Raw genomic sequence first — 16,904 nt, 5'->3', positions numbered from 1 at the left:
GTCAAATAAATAAAGACTAGTGGCGCCGCACAACGGCGCCAGAACGGCACGACGTCATCCGGCCATGCGAGGGGCGAGGTTGCCCATTGCGGTGATGGCCCATATTATGGCTTTTGGAACGGTTATAAACGCCTGTTCTGTCGATATGCGGCAGAGCAGATCAAGAGAGTGCTGATGGCCAAGATTTCCCTGATCGTGAACGGCAATCCCGTCACCGCTAACGTCGATCCCCGTACCCTTCTCGTTCAATTCCTGCGTGAAAACCTGCGGTTGACCGGGACCCATGTCGGTTGCGACACCTCGCAATGCGGCGCCTGCGTCGTGCATCTCGACGGCAAGGCCGTGAAGTCGTGCACCACGCTTGCGGTGATGGCCGACGGCCATGAGGTCAAGACCATCGAGGGACTGGCGCCGGATGGCGGGCCGCTGCATCCGATGCAGGAAGCGTTCCGCGAGAATCATGGCCTGCAGTGCGGCTTCTGCACGCCCGGCATGATTATGACCGCGGTCGACATGGTGCACCGCAAGGGAAACGAGCTTTCCGACGAGGTGATCCGCGAAGAGCTCGAAGGCAATCTGTGCCGCTGCACCGGCTATCAGAACATCGTCGCCTCGATCGCCGCCGGCGCCAAGGCGATGGCGAAGTCCGATCTCGCTTGAACCTCAGCGCATTGCATCGCGATCGCTGTTGAAAATTCCGGGGCATTCCAATGTATGAATTCAAGTATCATCGTCCGGCGACCGTGCGACAGGCCGCCAATCTGCTGGTGAAGAACGAGGATGCCAAGCTGATCGCCGGCGGCCACACGCTGGTGCCGGTGATGAAGCAGCGGCTCGCGAGCCCGCCGCATCTGGTCGACCTCTCTCATGTCGAAGGCCTCGACACCATCGAGATGAAAGGCCGCGCGCTTGCGATCGGCGCCACCGCCAAGCATGCCGAGGTCGCCAGCTCCGCCGTCGTCGGCGAGGCGATCCCGGCGCTCGCCGACCTCGCGGGCGGGATCGGCGATCCCGCCGTGCGCCATCGCGGCACCATCGGCGGCTCGCTGGCGAACAACGACCCGACCGCGGACTATCCGGCCGCCGTGCTGGCGCTGGGCGCGACCATCGTCACCAACAAGCGGCGGCTCAAGGCCGAGGAGTTCTTCCAGGGCCTGTTCTCGACCGCCCTCGAGGCCGACGAGATCATCACCAAGGTGCAGTTTCCGGTTCCGAAGAAGGCGGCTTACGTCAAGTTCCGCAACCAGGCCTCGCGTTATGCGCTGGTCGGCGTGTTCGTGGCGCGGCGGCCGTCGGACGTCCGCGTTGCCGTGACCGGCGCCGGCTCGGACGGCGTGTTCCGCGTCACCGCTTTCGAGGAGGCCCTGCAGAAGCGCTTCTCGCCCAAGGTGCTGGAGGGGATCAACGTATCCCCGGAAGGGCTGAACAGCGACCTGCATGGCAGTGCCGAATATCGCGCGCATTTGATCGGGGTGCTGGCGCGCCGGGCGGTCGAAGCTGCTAACGCTAAAGCGTGATAGTGCAGGCTGCTTTGGCTCCAACACCGGCTTTCCCATGACCGCATCGACGCTCCCGAAATCAGTCGATGCGCTGCTCGAGCTCCTGACCTCGCGCGGCTATCTCGCCGAGCGGTCGCTCGCGACCGTGACCTATCTTGCGCTGCGCATGGGCCGGCCGTTGTTCCTGGAAGGCGAGGCCGGCGTCGGCAAGACCGAGATCGCCAAGGTGCTGTCTTCAGCGCTCGGGCGGAAGCTGATCCGCCTGCAATGCTATGAGGGCCTCGACGTCGCCTCCGCGGTCTACGAGTGGAGCAGCGCGGCGCAGATGATCGCGATCCGCCTCGCGGAAGCCTCCGGCGACACTGACCGCGACCAGCTCGCGAGCGACATCTTCGCCGAGCGTTTCCTGATCAAGCGGCCGCTGCTGCAGGCGCTGGAGCCTGACGTCGCCGGCCCGCCGGTGCTCCTGATCGACGAGCTCGACCGCGCGGACGAGGCGTTCGAGGCCTATCTTCTGGAGATCCTGTCGGACTTCCAGGTGACGATCCCCGAGCTCGGCACGGTGAAGGCGCCGGCGGCGCCGATCGTGATCATCACCTCCAACCGCACCCGCGAGATCCACGACGCGCTGAAGCGGCGCTGTCTCTATCACTGGGTCGACTATCCCACAGCCGAGCGCGAGCTCGCGATCGTCAAGTCGCGGGTGCCGAATATTTCGGCCAAGCTGTCGCAGCAGGTGGTCCGCTTCGTGCAGGCGCTGCGCAACCAGGATTTCTACAAGTCGCCCGGCGTCGCCGAGACCATCGACTGGGCCACCGCGCTCTCGGAGCTGGATGCCCGCTCGCTGACGCCGCAAGTGGTCGGCGAGACCCTCGGTGCGCTCCTGAAGTACCAGGATGACATCGCGCGCATGCAGGGCGATACGCTGCAGAAGGTTTTGAAGGAAGCGACGAGCGAGACGTAGCTGCTCGCGCGTCATACACGACAGTCGTCATTCCGGGGCGCGCGCAGCGCGAGCCCGGAATCCATTTCGCCACCTGTTCTGCGGTAGGATGGATTCCGGGCTCGCGACTTCGTCGCGCCCCGGAATGACGGTGAGGTGAGGATAGATGCCCATCAACCACCTTGCGCCGCCGACCGGGCACATGGCCGACAATGTCGTCGGCTTTGCCCGCGCGCTGCGGGCGGCCGGGTTGCCGGTCGGGCCGGGCTCGGTGATCGACGCGCTCAATGCGCTGCAGCTCATCGAAGTCGGCAACCGCGCCGATTTCTACGCCACGCTGGAAGCGATCTTCGTCAAGCGCCATGAGCATGCGCTGATCTTTGCCCAGGCCTTCGACCTGTTCTTCCGCGCCGCCGAGGAGTGGAAGAGCATGCTGGACTCGGTGCCGCTGCCCGACCACGCCAAGAAGAAGCCGCCGCCGGCCTCGCGCCGCGTGCAGGAAGCGCTGTCGCAGCCCGCGAGCCGCGAGGAGCGGCCGCAGGAGCAGGCGCAGGAACTCAAGCTCTCGGTCTCCGACCGCGAGATCTTGCAGAAGAAAGACTTTGCGCAGATGAGCGCGGCCGAGATCGCCGAGGTCACCCGCGCCATCGCCAAGATGAGCTTGCCGCAGGCCGAGCTGGAGACGCGCCGCTACCGGCCGGACGCCCGCGGCCTCCGGCTCGATATGCGCCGCACCATCCGCAATTCCTTGCGCACCGGCGGCGAGATCGTCGACATCCGCAAGCTCGGCCGAATCGACAAGCCGGCGCCGATCGTGGCGCTGCTCGATATCTCGGGATCGATGAGCGAATATACCCGCCTGTTCCTGCACTTCCTGCATGCCATCACCGATGCCCGCAAGCGCGTCTCGGTGTTCCTGTTCGGCACCCGCCTGACCAACGTGACGCGGGCGCTGCGGCAGCGCGATCCCGACGAGGCGCTGGCAAGCTGCTCCTCGAGCGTCGAGGACTGGGCCGGCGGCACAAGGATCGCGACCTCGCTGCACACCTTCAACAAGCTGTGGGCTCGCCGGGTGCTGGGGCAGGGCGCGATCGTGCTGCTGATCTCCGACGGGCTGGAGCGCGAGGCGGACGCCAAGCTTGCCTTCGAGATGGACCGGCTGCATCGTTCCTGCCGCCGCCTGATCTGGCTCAACCCGCTGCTGCGCTACAGCGCCTTCGAACCCAAAGCGCAGGGCATCAAAATGATGCTGCCCCACGTTGACGAATTCCGCCCGGTGCATAACTTGAGTTCCATCCAGGGGCTGATCGCGGCGCTGTCGGCCCCGCCGCCGCCTCATCATCGCAGCCTGATCCGCTCCGTAGCTTGAAGAGGGTTCTCAAATGCTCAATCGCGACGAAGACATCCTGAAGGCGGCTGAAGACTGGCGGAACGCCGGCCATGGGGTGGCGCTGGCCACCGTGGTGGAGACCTGGGGCTCGGCGCCGCGTCCGGCTGGATCGAGCCTCGTCATCAACGACGAGGGTACGTTCCTGGGTTCGGTCTCGGGCGGCTGCGTCGAAGGCGCCGTGGTGACCGAGGCACTCGACGTGATCTCGAGCGGCCAGCCGAGGATGCTGGAATTCGGCGTGGCCGACGAGACCGCCTGGAATGTCGGCCTGTCCTGCGGCGGCACCATCCGCGTTTTCGTCGAGAAGGTGGGTTAGCCGTGAAGGTCGAAACGCTGAAGGAGCTGAATGCCGAGCGCGCCGCGCGGCGGCCGGTGATCGTCGTCACCGATACCGCCAATGGCGAGCAGCGGCTGGTAAAGGCAAAGGACTTTGCCGCCGATCCGCTCAATGCCGAGCTTTCCAAAGCATTGCGCATGGGCAAGAGCACCAACGTCGAGGTCGGCGGCAAGAAGCTGTTCCTCAACGTCTATGCGCCGACCGCAAAGCTCGTGATCATCGGCGCCGTCCATATCAGCCAGGCCTTGGCGCCGCTGGCGCGGTCGCTGGATTATGATGTCACCGTCGTCGATCCGCGCACGGCATTTGCGAGCCCCGAACGTTTTCCTGACGTGCCCCTGGTCGCGGAATGGCCCGACGTCGCACTGCCGCCGCTCAATGTCGATCACTACACGGCTTTCGTCGCGGTGACGCACGATCCCAAGATCGACGATCCTGCGCTGCTGCATGCCTTCGAGCGCGAGTGCTTCTATATCGGGGCGCTCGGTTCGCGGAAGACGCATGCCAAGCGCGGCGAACGGCTGCGCGCCCAAGGCGCGAAGGAAAGTGACATCGCGCGCATCCACGCGCCGATCGGACTCGACATTGGTGCGGTATCGCCGTCGGAGATCGCGGTCGCCATCATGGCGGAGATCACCGCGACGCTGCGGTTGCCGCCGAAAGAGAAAGAAGTTGCAGCATGAAGTTCGGGCCTGCCAGTCCGCGTGACGCGATTGGCGGCGTCACCGTTCACACCCTGCGGCAGGGATCGCTGGTGCTGAAGAAGGGCACCACGATCGGCCCTGCCGAAGTGGAGGCCTTGGATAAGGCCGGGGTGAAGGAAATCGTCGTCGTGCGGCTCGATGAGGGTGACGTCTCCGAAGATGTTGCCGCGGCCAGCATCGCGCAGGCCATTGCCGGCGACGGCGTCAATGTCGAGCGCGCCTTTACCGGCCGCGCCAATTTGTTCGCGGGACGCGCCGGCGTGCTGGTGGTCGACCGTGCCGCGGTCGATCGCATCAACGGCGTCGACGAGGCGATCACGCTCGCGACGCTGACTGCGTTCAAGCCGGTGGTCGAAGGCGAGATGATCGCCACCGTCAAGCTCATTCCTTTCGGCGTCGAAGCGAGCTTGCGCGACGCGGCGGTCGCCGTCGCCGCGCGCGAGACGCTGCGGGTTGCGCCTTACGTCATCAAGAAGGTCGGCATCGTCTCGACGATGCTGCCGGGCCTGTCGCCAAAGGTGATCGAGAAGACGCTCCGCGTGACCGCCGAGCGGCTCGCCCCCGCGGGCGCCAGCATTATCGCCGAGCGCCGCGTGCCGCATGAGGAGAAGGCCCTGGCCGCCTCGATCAAGGAATTGCTCGCGCTTGGCGCCGAACTCGTGATCGTGTTCGGTGCTTCCGCGATCGCGGACCGGCGCGACGTGATCCCGGCCGCGATCACCGGGATCGGCGGCGCGGTCGAGCATTTCGGCATGCCGGTCGATCCGGGCAATCTGCTCCTGATCGGCAGCGCGGGGAAGGTGCCGGTGCTGGGTGCGCCGGGCTGCGCGCGCTCTCCGGTCGAGAATGGATTTGACTGGGTGCTGATGCGCCTGCTTGCGGGGATCAAGGTCACGCGGGCCGAGCTCACCGGCATGGGCGTCGGCGGGCTCTTGATGGAGATCGTGACGCGGCCGCAGCCGCGCACGGGCTCCGACACCGAAGGCAATCGCAACGTCGCCGCCATCGTGCTCGCCGCCGGCCGTTCGACGCGGATGGGCGGCCCCAACAAGCTGCTTGCGGAGATCGACGGCAAGAAGCTCGTGCGTATCGCGGCCGAGCAGGCGCTGGCGTCGAAGGCCTCCGAGGTGATCGTCGTCACCGGCCATCAGGCCGAACTGGTCGAGCAGGCGCTGCAGGGGCTGAAGGTGAAATTCGTGCGCAATCCGGATTTCGCCGGCGGGCTCGCGAGCTCGGTGAAAGCGGGTGTCTCCGCGGTATCCGACAGCGTCGACGGCGCCGTGATCTGCCTCGGCGACATGCCGCTGATCGACGCGTCCTTGATCGATCGGCTCATCGACACCTTTGCACCCGACCGCGGCCATTTGATCGCGGTGCCCGTCAGCGAAGGCAGGCGCGGCAATCCCGTGCTGTGGTCGCGGCGCTTCTTCAAGGAATTGATGACGCTCGACGGCGACATCGGCGCGCGCCACCTGATCGCCAAGCATGCCGAAGCGGTAGCCGAAGTGCCCGTCGACGGGCAAAGCGCCTTCCTCGACATCGACACCCCGCAAGCCCTCGAAGCCGCGCGCGGCGCGTGAACTCTTTCCGTCGTACCGGTCAAGCCCGGGACGACGGATGATGGAGTCGTGGCGCTCTCTCCACGTCATTGCGAGCGCAGCGAAGCAATCCATCTCGCCGCTTGTGGAGGCATGGATTGCTTCGCTGCGCTCGCAATCACGGTCGCGGTGATTTGCTTCTCTCTCAACCTCCCGTTCACCAAGTGGAAACGTCCGGCGGCTAGAGTTCTGCCGGCTGTCTGGGGGATGGGGAAAGTGATTGTCTCGACGAGGCGCGCGCAACGCCGCGCGCTGTTCATTCTTGCGCTGACGTTGCTGTTGGCACTAACGCGTTTCATCACCGAGAGCTGGGCGGCGGGCGCATTTGCCGTTGGGAAATGCGGCGCCTACGGTCAGGCCTATGACTATCCCGCCGAAGCAGAGGCGCGCGCCGCGGCGCTGAAGCAGTGCAAGGGCGAATGCACCACCGTCACGATGAAGCGGGCCTGCGCTGCGCTCTCCATCGACATGATGAATCCCTGCGGCGCCCACGGCTACGCCGTGGAGCCGAAGATCTCGCGCTCGCTGAACGCCGCCACGCGCAAGTGCTATGAATATGGCGGCAAGGAATGCGTGATCCGCGCCTGGGCCTGCGACGCCAAAGGTTAGCGTGGCCGTTGTAGCGTCGTAGCCCGGGTGGAGCGTCAGCGTAACCCGGGGGCGCTCGAGTCGCTGGTACAGTTTCCCGGGTTGCGCTTGGTTCCACCCGGGCTACAACTTGTCGCAGTTGTCATCGCGCTGACACACGCGCACATTCGGCGCGCCCTTTGATACCGATCAAAGGGCGAGAGGGTGGTCACCGCTAGTCTGCTTTCCAAAGCGAAGGAGTAGACAGATGCCGACCATGAAAGCCGCTGTTGTCCGAAATTTTGGCAAGCCGCTCGAGATCGAGAATGTGCCGGTGCCGGAACCGGGGCCGGGCGAAGTTCTGGTCAAGGTGAAAGCCTGCGGCGTGTGTCACACCGATCTTCACGCTGCGTCCGGTGACTGGCCGGTGAAGCCGGTTCCGCCGTTCATTCCCGGCCATGAAGCTGCCGGCATCGTCGCCGCGCTCGGCCCCGGCGTGACTAATCTGAAGGTCGGCGACGCCGTCGGCGTCGCCTGGCTGCACGATGCCTGCATGCGCTGCGAATATTGCGAGACCGGTTGGGAAACCCTGTGCGAGCACCAGCACAACACCGGCTACAGCGTGAACGGCGGCTTTGCCGAATATGTCATCGCATCGGCCGCCTTCGCCGCGCGATTGCCGGCTAATGTCGATTTCGCAAAGGTGGCGCCGATCCTGTGCGCGGGTGTCACGACCTACAAGGGACTGAAGGAGACCGAAGCGCGGCCCGGCGAGTGGGTCGTCATCTCCGGCGTCGGCGGCCTCGGCCATGTCGCGATCCAGTATGCCAAGGCGATGGGGCTCAAGGTTGCCGCGGTCGACATCGCCGAGGACAAGCTGGAGCTCGCTCGCACCACCGGCGCCGATCTCGCCGTCAACGCGCTGTCTGACAGGGCGGTGGAGAAGGTGCTGGCATCGACCGGGGGAGGGGCGCACGGCGTACTGGTGACGGCGGTGTCGACGGCTGCGTTCGCGCAGGCGCTGGGGATGGTCCGGCGCAAGGGCACGGTCAGCCTCGTCGGCCTGCCGCCCGGCGAATTCCCGACGCCGATCTTCGACGTCGTCTTGAAGCGCATCACCGTGCGCGGTTCGATCGTCGGTACCCGCCGCGATCTCGACGAAGCCATCGCCTTCGCCACCGACGGCAAGGTGCACGCCGAGATCACCAAGGTGCCGCTGGAGAAGATCAACGACATCTTCGACCGGATGAAGTCCGGCAAGATCGACGGCCGCATGGTGCTGGATTTCGCCTAAGTCCCATCCTTGTCATTCCGCGGCGCGAGCCCGGAATCCATCAGGCCGCGGGAGCAAGCGGAAGAATGGATTCCGGGCCTGCGCCTTCGGCGCATCCCGGAATGACGAGGAGCGTTCCGTGTTCTTGACAATGACTGACCAGTCAGTCATTATTTGAGCATGAAGCACCGCCCCAAACCATCCGCTCCGCCCAAGGCGCGCCGGACCGCCAGCAGGGCGGCGCGCGCCAAGGTGTCGAAAGTGGTCTCGCCGAAGATCGCGGGCAGCGGGGCGAACCGCGCCGAGCGCGCGGCGGAGCGGCGGGCTGCGATCGTGGAGGCGGCGATGGAAGAGTTCGTCGCGCGCGGCTTTGCCGCGACCCGGCTCGATGACATCGCTAGGCGCGCCGGCGTCGCCAAAGGCACGATCTACCTGTACTTCAAGGACAAGGAATCGATGTTCGAGGAACTGATCCGGACCGCGCTGGTGCCGCTGATCGACCGCATGGCATCGCCGGCGCCGCTGAGCGGATCGGTGCGCGAGGCGGTGGAGGGCTTTGCGCAAATGTTCATCCGGGAGGTCGCTTCGACATCGCGCGGCGACATCGTGCGCCTGATCGTCAGCGAGGGGCCGCGCTTTCCGGAAATCGCCGATTTCTATTTCCGCGAAGTGGTCTCGCGCGGGATGGCCGGCATGCGCGCCTTGATCGAGCTTGGGATCACGCGCGGCGAGATCCGCAACAAGGAATTGGCGCGCTACCCGCAGATCATGATTGCGCCGGCACTGATCGCGGTGATCTGGCAGAGCATGTTCAGCCGGCATTCGCCACTGGATGCGATCGAGATGTTTCGCGTCCATCTCGATCTGATCTTCGGCGAGCGGAGGACGACATGACTTCGTCGCGCCTGGCGAAGATCCTGGCGATGGTGGCGCTGGCGGCGGCGCTGGCCGGCTGCCAGGAGCGGCGCGATCCCGGCTTCCAGGGGTGGGTCGAGGCCGACATGATCTTTGTCAGCCCGGATGAAGCCGGCCGCGTGGTGAAGCTCAACGTGCGCGAAGGCGACGAGGTGAAGGTCGGCGATCTCCTTTACTCCGTCGACGATGATCTGCAGCAGGCCGATCTCAACCAGAACAAGGCGACGCTTGCCAACGCGCAGCAGACCTATGACCGCGCCGCTTCCTTGAGAGGGACAGGCGCGGGCACGCAGGCCAATCTTGATGCCGCGGTCTCGGCGCTGCGCGTGGCCGAAGCCAAGGTCAACACGTCGGAGACGCGGCTGGCGCGGCGCAAGGGCTTTGCGCCGGTCGCCGGCACCATCCAGCAGATCTATTTCCGCGAGGGCGAGATGGTGGCGGCGCAGCGGCCGGTGCTCTCGATCATGCCGCCGGGCAACATGAAGCTGCGCTTCTTCGTGCCCGAGGCCGAACTGCCGAAGCTCTCGATCGGCGACCAGGTGCGCGTCGTCTGCGACAATTGCGCCGCCGATCTCACCGCCAAGATCTACTTCATCGCGACCACGGCGGAATATACACCGCCGGTGATCTACAGCCTCGATGAGCGCAACAAGCTGGTCTACTTGATCCAGGCACGGCCGAGCCGGCCCGATGCCTTGCGCGTCGGGCAGCCGATCAGCGTCTATCTCAATCCGAAGATGCCGGTGGCGGATCGGCGATGAGCACGGTCGCGAACCATACGCCTGAGATCGCTATCGATGTCCATGGCCTGACCAAATCGTTCGGCGGCCGCGAGGTCGTGCATGATCTGTCGATGCAGGTCAGGCGCGGCACGATCTACGGCTTCCTGGGGCCGAACGGCAGCGGTAAGACCACGACCATCCGCATGCTCTGCGGCCTGCTCACGCCCGACAGCGGCAACGGCACCTGCCTCGGCTACGATATCCGCCGCGATGCCGACCGCATCAAGCGCCTGGTCGGCTACATGACCCAGCGCTTCAGCCTGTACCAGGACCTCTCGGTGCGCGAGAATCTGGAGTTCGTCGCGCGGCTCTACGGCATGCCCGACGCGCGCGGCGCGGCGCGCGAGATGATCGCGCGCATCGGCTTGAGGGGCCGGGAGGAGCAGCTTGCCGGCAATCTCTCCGGCGGCTGGAAGCAGCGGCTTGCGCTCGGCGCCTGCACGCTGCCCAATCCGAAACTTCTGCTGCTGGACGAACCGACCGCCGGCGTCGACCCCAAGGCGCGGCGCGATTTCTGGAACGAGATCCACGCGCTCGCGGCCGAAGGCCTGACCGTGCTGGTCTCCACGCACTACATGGACGAGGCCGAGCGCTGCCATGAGATCGCTTACATCGCCTATGGCCATCTCCTGGCGCATGGGACGGTGGAAGAGGTGATCGCGGGCTCGGCGCTCTCGACCTATACGGTGACCGGTGACGATCTCAACGGACTTGGCGACGAACTCACCGGCAAGCCGGGTATCGATATGGTGGTGCCGTTCGGCACCAGCCTGCATGTCTCCGGTCGCGACAAGGCGGCGCTGGACGCGACCGTCGCGTCCTATCGTGACGATCCGCGTTGGCACTGGCAGGACAGCGAGCCGTCGCTCGAAGACGTCTTCATCGATCTCATGGGGCGTTCCAAGGATAATTTCCAAGGATAATTTCCAATGAGCGCGATCGACGCAGTCCATCCTATGGTCGAGACGAGGGAGCCGGCCTTCGGCTTCTGGCGACGCAGCTATGCGATGCTGGTGAAGGAATTCATCCAGCTTCGCCGCGACCGCGTCTCCTTCGCCATGATCGTGATGATCCCGGTGATGCAGCTTTTGCTGTTCGGCTACGCCATCAACACCACGCCTCGGCATCTGCCGACGGCGGTGTTGATCCAGGAGGACAGCGATCTCGGGCGCTCGATCCTGAAGGCGATGGAGAACACCGCCTATTTCCGCTTCACCCGGGAAGTGCACGATGTCGCCGAGTTCGACGACCTCCTGAAGTCCGGCAAGGTGCTGTTCGGTGTCGAGATCCCGCGCGGCTTCGAGCGTGCGGTCCGGCGCGGCGACAAGCCGGCGCTGCTGGTCGCGGCCGATGCCACCGATCCGATCGCCTCAAGCGCGGCGCTCGGTGCGCTCGGCGCCCTGGTGCAGACCGCGCTGGTGCACGATCTGCACGTCGGCGATCGCCCGGACATGCCGTTCGAGATCAGGACGCACGCCCGCTATAACCCCGCCGCCGAGTCGCGGCTCAACATCGTGCCCGGCCTGGTGGGCACCATCCTGACCATGACCATGCTGATCTTCACGGCGCTGTCGGTGACGCGCGAGATCGAGCGCGGCACGATGGAGAGCCTGCTCTCGATGCCGATCAAGCCAGTGGAGGTGATGTTCGGCAAGATCATTCCTTACGTGATCGTTGGCTTCATCCAGGCGTCACTGATCGTCGGCATCGGCGTGCTGCTGTTCGGGGTACCGATCCTCGGCAGTGTGCTGCTCCTGGCGGCGCTGACCACGCTATTCATCACCACCAATCTGTCGATCGGCTATACGTTCTCCACCATCGTGCAGAACCAGTTGCAGGCGATGCAGCTTTCGATGATGTTCTTCCTGCCGAGCATCCTGCTCTCCGGCTTCATGTTTCCGTTCGCGGGCATGCCGCTATGGGCGCAATATCTCGGCGAGGGCCTGCCGCTGACGCATTACGTCCGCATCGTCCGCGCCATCATGCTGAAGGGCGCCGGCCTGGCCAACCTTCAATACGACACGATTGCACTCATTGTCCTGATGCTGGTGGCGATGACGATCGCCGTGACGCGCTTCCGTCGCACGCTCGATTGAGGCAATATATGAATCTCAATTTATCCACGTCAGTCCGGGGCGATGAAGCATCGAACTATGATGTACGATAGTACATCAGGGAAGCGCGAGATTCCGGGTCCGGTCCTTCGGACCATCCCGGAATGACAGGCGGAGATAATGGCCGGTTTCTGGGGAAGGAAAAAAGAGGCGCAGGATTCGGCCGTATCGGCCGAATTCCACCAGATCTTGATGCGCGAGGTGATGACGACCGAACTGCTCCGGATCAAGGCGCTGATCGGGACAGCGGTGCTGCTCGGTGTCATCGGTTTGGGCATCGACTTCTTTGCGCCCGAGGCCGTAAGCCGCGTCTGGCACGGCAATCTCAGGGTATCATTTCTCTTTTACATCACTGTGCCGTTCATCCTGTTCGAATTGTGGGTGCATGGTGCGATCACCCGACATATGCGCAGAGGGCGCGACCTGCCCGTGGTGCGGCGCTACATCGGCGCGCTGATCGAGACCTCGTTGCCCACGGTCGCGCTGGCGCTCCATATCGACAGCATGGGATCGGTCGCTGCGCTCGGATTCGCTGCGCCGTTTCTCTATTTCATCTTTATCATCCTCTCGACGCTGCGACTGGATTTCTGGCTCTCGACTTTCACCGGGTTCGTTGCCGCAGCTCAGTTGTTCTGTCTGGCGATGTTCTTTCATCCCGATGCCGAGCCGAACCTCTACTATCATGCGGCGCGCAGCTTCATCGTGCTGATCTGCGGCATGCTGGCGGGCGCGGTCGGCATGCAGTTGCGGCGGCACTTCGAGGCCAGCATCGCTGCGGCGACGGCGCGCGACCGCATCACCGACCTGTTCGGGCAGCACGTCTCGCCGCAGGTGGTCGAACGGCTGATGACCGAGGGCGCCTCGACCGACAGCGATACCCGCCGTGTCGCGGTGATGTTCGTCGATTTCCGCAGTTTCACCGCGGGCGCGCGGACGCGCTCGCCGCAGGAAGTGGTCGAGCGGCTCGACCGTGCCTTTGCCATGCTGGTCGATATCCTCGATCGTCACGGCGGCATCGTGAACAAGTTCCTGGGGGACGGTTTCCTCGCGCTCTTCGGCGCGCCGCTCGAAGCCGAGGACGCGGCGCATCAGGCGGTGGCCGCGGCACGCGAGATGCTGCTCGCCAACGAGCGCTTCAACGAGACCACGAGCTGGCCGCTGCGCATCGGCATCGCCATCCATATCGGCGAGGTCGTCGCCGGCAATATCGGCTCGCCCCGGCGCAAGGAATATACCGTGATCGGCGATACCGTGAATTTTGCTGCGCGGCTGGAGGCGCTCAACAAGGAGCTCAACTCGCAGTTCCTGATCTCGTCCGAAGTGCGCGAGGCGATCGGCGAGGCGGCTGGCGATGCGGTGCCGCGCGGCGAGGTGCCGATCCGCGGTTACGAGAAGCCGGTTGCGGTGTGGCAACTGGGATAGGAGGATTTCATGCAGCGTCGCTACATCACCGTTGATGTCTTCACCGACAGCGCGTTCGGCGGCAATCCGCTCGCCGTGGTGCTCGATGCCGGCGGGCTCTCGAGCGTGCAGATGCAGGCGATCGCGACCGAGTTCAACTATTCCGAGACGACCTTCGTGCTGCCGCCGCAGGACAGCGCGAACGACGCGCAGGTCCGCATCTTCACGGTGCGATCCGAAATCCCGTTCGCCGGCCATCCGAATGTCGGCACCGCCTTCGTGCTGGCAACGCTCGCGGCCAAGCCGCCGGCGCGGCTGAGATTCGAGGAGAAGGCGGGGCTCGTGCCGGTCGAGATCCTGAGCGAGCAGGGCAGGGTCACGGGCGCCGAGCTCACCGCGCCGCAACCGCTGCAGCGGCTGTCGCGCGTTGATGTCGAACAGGCCGCGGCCTGCCTGTCGCTTTCGGCGAGTGACGTGAAGACGGACCGGCATCCACCGCAGATCGTCTCGGTCGGCCTGCCGTTCCTGATGGTCGAGCTCGCTTCGCGCGATGCGCTGAAGCGGGCACGTGCGGATGCTGGGGCCTTCGCGCGGACGTTTCCCTGCGACGGTTCGGATGCTGTCTATTTCTACACGCGCGACGTGCCCGCAAGCGAGCAGCCGCTCGACCTGCAGGCGCGCATGTTCCATCCGGGCTCGAGCGGCCTCTCCGAGGACCCTGCCACCGGCAGCGCGACCGCGGCCGCCGCCGCATTCCTTGCCGATCTCGACGAGAGGCGTGACGGTGAATTGAGATTGGGCATCGGCCAGGGCGTCGACATGGGCCGGCCGAGCCTGTTGCTCACCCGTGTTCGCAAGCAGGGCGGCACGGTGGCGTCCGTGCATGTCGGCGGCGGCTGCGTGAAGATGATGGAGGGGACGTTGGAGTTGGAGGGGGAGGGGTGAGATGCACCCTCTCGTCATTCCGGGGCGCGCGTAGCGCGAGTCCGGAATCCATTTCTCCGCTTGCGCTTGTGGCCCGATGGATTCCGGGTTCAGCCCTGCGGGCTGCCCCGGAATGACGGCGGTGGCTACACCTGCGGCGCCGCCAAATTCTCCACCTTCACGCCGTCGCGGTCCTCGATGATCTCGGCGATCATCTGGCGGTGGCAATGCGTGTGGTCGCGCTCGTAGCACATGAGGCACACCGGTCCGGCCTTCTTCACCAGCGACGACAATTCGTCGAGCTCTTCTTTTGCCTGCGACGTCTTCAGGTGCTTTCCGTAGATCGTGCGGAGAAGCTGGTGCTGGCCGCTGCGCGCGGCAAGGCGTCCCTCCTTGGGGGTGCCGAGCGCTGCGAGATGGACGTAGGCGATGCCGCGCTCGTCGAGCGCCGCCGCAAGCTGCTTCTTGGAGAAGCCTGGCCGGCGGGATGAGGTGACCGCACGGACATCGACCAGAAGCTTCACCCCGGCATGCTCGAGCTCATCGAGCACCGCTTTGGGCGGTGTCTGCTCGTAGCCGATCGTGAAGAGCTTCTTGGCCCTGGCCATCCGGCGTCCAGTCACTTTACGCGCTCGATCAACTCCATCGCGCCGGCCGGCGCCCGCACTTTGCCTTCGTGGATCACATAGGCGAACACATCGCGCGGCGCCTTCTTCGGTTTTGTCTTCTCGACATGCGGCAAGTCGTCCGGATCGCCGCCGCCGGCCCATTCCTCGAACCGCTTGGCCCAGGCGTCGAGCTGCTTCGGCGGATAACAAGTCTTGATCTCGTCATTGCCCTTCTGCAGCCGCGCATAGACGAAGTCGCTCGCGACGTCGGCAATCGCCGGATATTTGCCGTGCTCGGCGAATACGACCGGCGTCTCGAACTCGCGGATCAGCGCGACGAATTCGGGCACGCAGAAACTGTCGTGCCTGACTTCGACCACATGGCGCAGCGCGCGGCCGTCGAGCTTGCGCGGCAACAGCTCGAGGAATTTGCCGAAATCGGCGCCGTCGAATTTCTTGGTCGGCGCGAATTGCCAGAGCACCGGCCCGAGCCGGTCGCCGAGTTCCAGCACGCCGGAATCATAGAACCGCTTGATGGAATCGCCAGCCTCCGCCAGCACGCGGCGGTTGGTCGCAAAGCGCGGGCCCTTCACGGAGAACACGAATCCATCAGGGACTTCGCTGGCCCATTTGCGGAAACTCTCCGGCTTCTGCGAGCCGTAATAGGTGCCGTTGATCTCTATCGAGGTCAGCTTCGATGCGGCATAGGACAGCTCCTTCGATTGCGCGAGCTTTTCCGGATAGAACACGCCGCGCCACGGCTCGAAGGTCCAGCCGCCGATGCCGATATAGATGCTGCCTGCAGTTTTCTTTGGGGCTTTGGCCACGAGAAGAACTCATCGTGAGGAGGGGACACCCCCGAGAGTAGTCAAATAAATCGTGATTGGCCAGTTGGCCGGCGGCAAGCTTTCCACGCTTATCGATCTAGGCCGTCCGCGCTAGGATAGCCAAAAAGGAGAACAACAATGCGCATGATGATCGCGGCCCTTCTGGTTCTGATATCCTCGGCCGCGATCGCCGATGACGATCTCGACGATGCGCACAAGCTCGCCGTGATCGGCCGCGACGCCTACTGGAATTGCCTCGCCCGCGAATATCCCCGCGACAGCAACAAGACCATGTCGGACCAGGAGTTCGCTTCCCTGATGGCGAGCGCATGTCCCTCGGAGCGGCAGAACTTCCGGGCCTCGCTGATCGGCTTCCTCACCGAGCAATTTCCGAACCAGGACGCGAGTGCGCATCTGGCCACCGCCAACCGCGCCATCGAGCTTGCGCAAAAGGACATCATCACCGCTTTCGTCCGACGCAAGGCGGCGGCGAAATAGCAGGCAATAGGCCACCAGAGCGCCCCGGCCGTCATTGCGAGGAGCGATAGCGACGAAGCAATCCATGCCTCCGCAAGTGGCGCGATGGATTGCTTCGCTTCGCTCGCAATGACGGGGCAGGGAGCGGCGCCCATCGCTATTCCTTGGTTGCCATTGTTCGTGATATCAGCGACCCGTCAGGTATGATCGGGCCAAGAGGGTGCTTGGCTGAGACCCTCCAGTTGCTGGGACAATCGGGTATGACATCGCAATCGGTCGGGGGCCTATTGGGCGCCATCGTCGCCGTCATCGTGTTGGGGGCGGCGGTCGTGTATGGGCCGATCGGGCAGATGGGCAAGCCCCCTAAGCCGCCCGCGGAGCAGCCCCCGGCTGCGGCGCAACCGGCACCGGCCGAGCCGGCCCCGAGGGGGCCGGTGATTCGGGAGGTGCCGAACTAGCGTAAGCGCCCTAGCATTACAGTTGTTTTTTTAGTGGGTTTCTGAATCCATGGGCAACCATGATTCGAAGATCGTGGACGCAGGCAG

19 protein-coding genes are annotated in these 16,904 nt (G+C 64.7%); 17 read left to right on the top strand and 2 right to left on the bottom strand.

The window, feature by feature from the left end; genetic code table 11:
• Positions 1 to 174: 174 nt before the first annotated feature.
• The 15 genes from AC5ZGW_RS16975 to AC5ZGW_RS16905 all read left to right on the top strand — a co-directional run bounded on the left by AC5ZGW_RS16975 (position 175) and on the right by AC5ZGW_RS16905 (position 14,468).
• Entirely contained in the window at positions 175 to 660 is a 486-nt protein-coding gene (locus tag AC5ZGW_RS16975) for a (2Fe-2S)-binding protein (protein WP_028166340.1), read from the top strand.
• 50 nt (positions 661 to 710) lie between these two features.
• Positions 711 to 1,517 (top strand): FAD binding domain-containing protein, encoded by an 807-nt coding sequence (locus AC5ZGW_RS16970; protein ID WP_130229677.1) that lies wholly within the window; start codon positions 711 to 713, stop codon positions 1,515 to 1,517.
• Positions 1,518 to 1,554: 37 nt separating this feature from the next.
• Positions 1,555 to 2,463: an AAA family ATPase gene (locus AC5ZGW_RS16965; RefSeq protein WP_130229678.1), complete on the top strand. Its 909-nt coding sequence runs from the start codon at positions 1,555 to 1,557 to the stop codon at positions 2,461 to 2,463.
• A 145-nt stretch (positions 2,464 to 2,608) separates the two neighbouring features.
• Entirely contained in the window at positions 2,609 to 3,811 is a 1,203-nt protein-coding gene (locus AC5ZGW_RS16960) for a vWA domain-containing protein (RefSeq protein WP_130229679.1), read from the top strand.
• A gap of 13 nt (positions 3,812 to 3,824) precedes the next feature.
• Entirely contained in the window at positions 3,825 to 4,148 is a 324-nt protein-coding gene (locus AC5ZGW_RS16955; RefSeq protein ID WP_130229680.1) for an XdhC family protein, read from the top strand.
• Between the two features lie 2 nt (positions 4,149 to 4,150).
• Positions 4,151 to 4,852 carry an XdhC family protein gene (locus tag AC5ZGW_RS16950; RefSeq protein WP_130229681.1) on the top strand — a complete coding sequence of 234 codons (702 nt, stop codon included), beginning with the start codon at positions 4,151 to 4,153 and terminating at the stop codon, positions 4,850 to 4,852.
• Entirely contained in the window at positions 4,849 to 6,453 is a 1,605-nt protein-coding gene (locus AC5ZGW_RS16945; protein WP_130229682.1) for an NTP transferase domain-containing protein, read from the top strand. Before AC5ZGW_RS16950 ends, AC5ZGW_RS16945 begins: the two co-directional genes overlap by 4 nt.
• A 234-nt stretch (positions 6,454 to 6,687) precedes the next feature.
• On the top strand, positions 6,688 to 7,080 hold the full coding sequence (locus AC5ZGW_RS16940; RefSeq protein ID WP_456644428.1) for a DUF4189 domain-containing protein: 393 nt from the start codon (positions 6,688 to 6,690) through the stop codon (positions 7,078 to 7,080).
• A 226-nt stretch (positions 7,081 to 7,306) separates the two neighbouring features.
• Positions 7,307 to 8,332, top strand: a complete 1,026-nt coding sequence (gene adhP / locus AC5ZGW_RS16935) for an alcohol dehydrogenase AdhP (RefSeq protein ID WP_028166333.1) — start codon at positions 7,307 to 7,309, stop codon at positions 8,330 to 8,332.
• Between the two features lie 159 nt (positions 8,333 to 8,491).
• Complete coding sequence (locus AC5ZGW_RS16930) at positions 8,492 to 9,205, top strand: TetR/AcrR family transcriptional regulator (RefSeq protein WP_496113938.1); 714 nt, start codon at positions 8,492 to 8,494, stop codon at positions 9,203 to 9,205.
• Positions 9,202 to 9,987, top strand: coding sequence for an HlyD family secretion protein (locus AC5ZGW_RS16925; protein ID WP_130230910.1), 786 nt, complete (start codon positions 9,202 to 9,204; stop codon positions 9,985 to 9,987). Before AC5ZGW_RS16930 ends, AC5ZGW_RS16925 begins: the two co-directional genes overlap by 4 nt.
• Positions 9,984 to 10,931 carry an ABC transporter ATP-binding protein gene (locus AC5ZGW_RS16920; RefSeq protein WP_130230912.1) on the top strand — a complete coding sequence of 316 codons (948 nt, stop codon included), beginning with the start codon at positions 9,984 to 9,986 and terminating at the stop codon, positions 10,929 to 10,931. Before AC5ZGW_RS16925 ends, AC5ZGW_RS16920 begins: the two co-directional genes overlap by 4 nt.
• 6 nt (positions 10,932 to 10,937) lie before the next feature.
• On the top strand, positions 10,938 to 12,104 hold the full coding sequence (locus tag AC5ZGW_RS16915; protein WP_245475137.1) for an ABC transporter permease: 1,167 nt from the start codon (positions 10,938 to 10,940) through the stop codon (positions 12,102 to 12,104).
• 138 nt (positions 12,105 to 12,242) lie between these two features.
• Positions 12,243 to 13,544 carry an adenylate/guanylate cyclase domain-containing protein gene (locus AC5ZGW_RS16910; RefSeq protein WP_130230914.1) on the top strand — a complete coding sequence of 434 codons (1,302 nt, stop codon included), beginning with the start codon at positions 12,243 to 12,245 and terminating at the stop codon, positions 13,542 to 13,544.
• A 9-nt stretch (positions 13,545 to 13,553) separates the two neighbouring features.
• Positions 13,554 to 14,468 carry a PhzF family phenazine biosynthesis protein gene (locus AC5ZGW_RS16905; RefSeq protein WP_130230916.1) on the top strand — a complete coding sequence of 305 codons (915 nt, stop codon included), beginning with the start codon at positions 13,554 to 13,556 and terminating at the stop codon, positions 14,466 to 14,468.
• Positions 14,469 to 14,593: 125 nt separating this feature from the next.
• On the opposite strand, the gene AC5ZGW_RS16900 is transcribed toward AC5ZGW_RS16905, so the two are convergent.
• Together AC5ZGW_RS16900 and AC5ZGW_RS16895 are read right to left on the bottom strand one after the other, a co-directional pair.
• The gene (locus tag AC5ZGW_RS16900; protein ID WP_028166326.1) at positions 14,594 to 15,055 is read right to left on the bottom strand and encodes a DUF488 domain-containing protein; all 462 of its coding nucleotides are present in this window, start codon (positions 15,053 to 15,055) and stop codon (positions 14,594 to 14,596) included.
• An 11-nt stretch (positions 15,056 to 15,066) separates the two neighbouring features.
• A complete protein-coding gene (locus AC5ZGW_RS16895; RefSeq protein ID WP_028166325.1) occupies positions 15,067 to 15,882 on the bottom strand; it encodes a DUF72 domain-containing protein in 816 nt (271 codons plus the stop codon).
• A gap of 138 nt (positions 15,883 to 16,020) precedes the next feature.
• Here AC5ZGW_RS16895 and AC5ZGW_RS16890 point away from each other — a divergent pair, with 138 nt between their 5' ends.
• Positions 16,021 to 16,380, top strand: a complete 360-nt coding sequence (locus AC5ZGW_RS16890; protein WP_028166324.1) for a hypothetical protein — start codon at positions 16,021 to 16,023, stop codon at positions 16,378 to 16,380.
• Positions 16,381 to 16,619: 239 nt separating this feature from the next.
• The gene (locus AC5ZGW_RS16885; RefSeq protein WP_028166323.1) at positions 16,620 to 16,817 is read left to right on the top strand and encodes a hypothetical protein; all 198 of its coding nucleotides are present in this window, start codon (positions 16,620 to 16,622) and stop codon (positions 16,815 to 16,817) included.
• The last annotated feature ends 87 nt before the right edge of the window (positions 16,818 to 16,904 follow it).

The sequence above is a fragment of the Bradyrhizobium sp. Crot121 genome (assembly GCF_059512385.1).
This window is presented reverse-complemented; position numbering and strand designations above follow the sequence as displayed.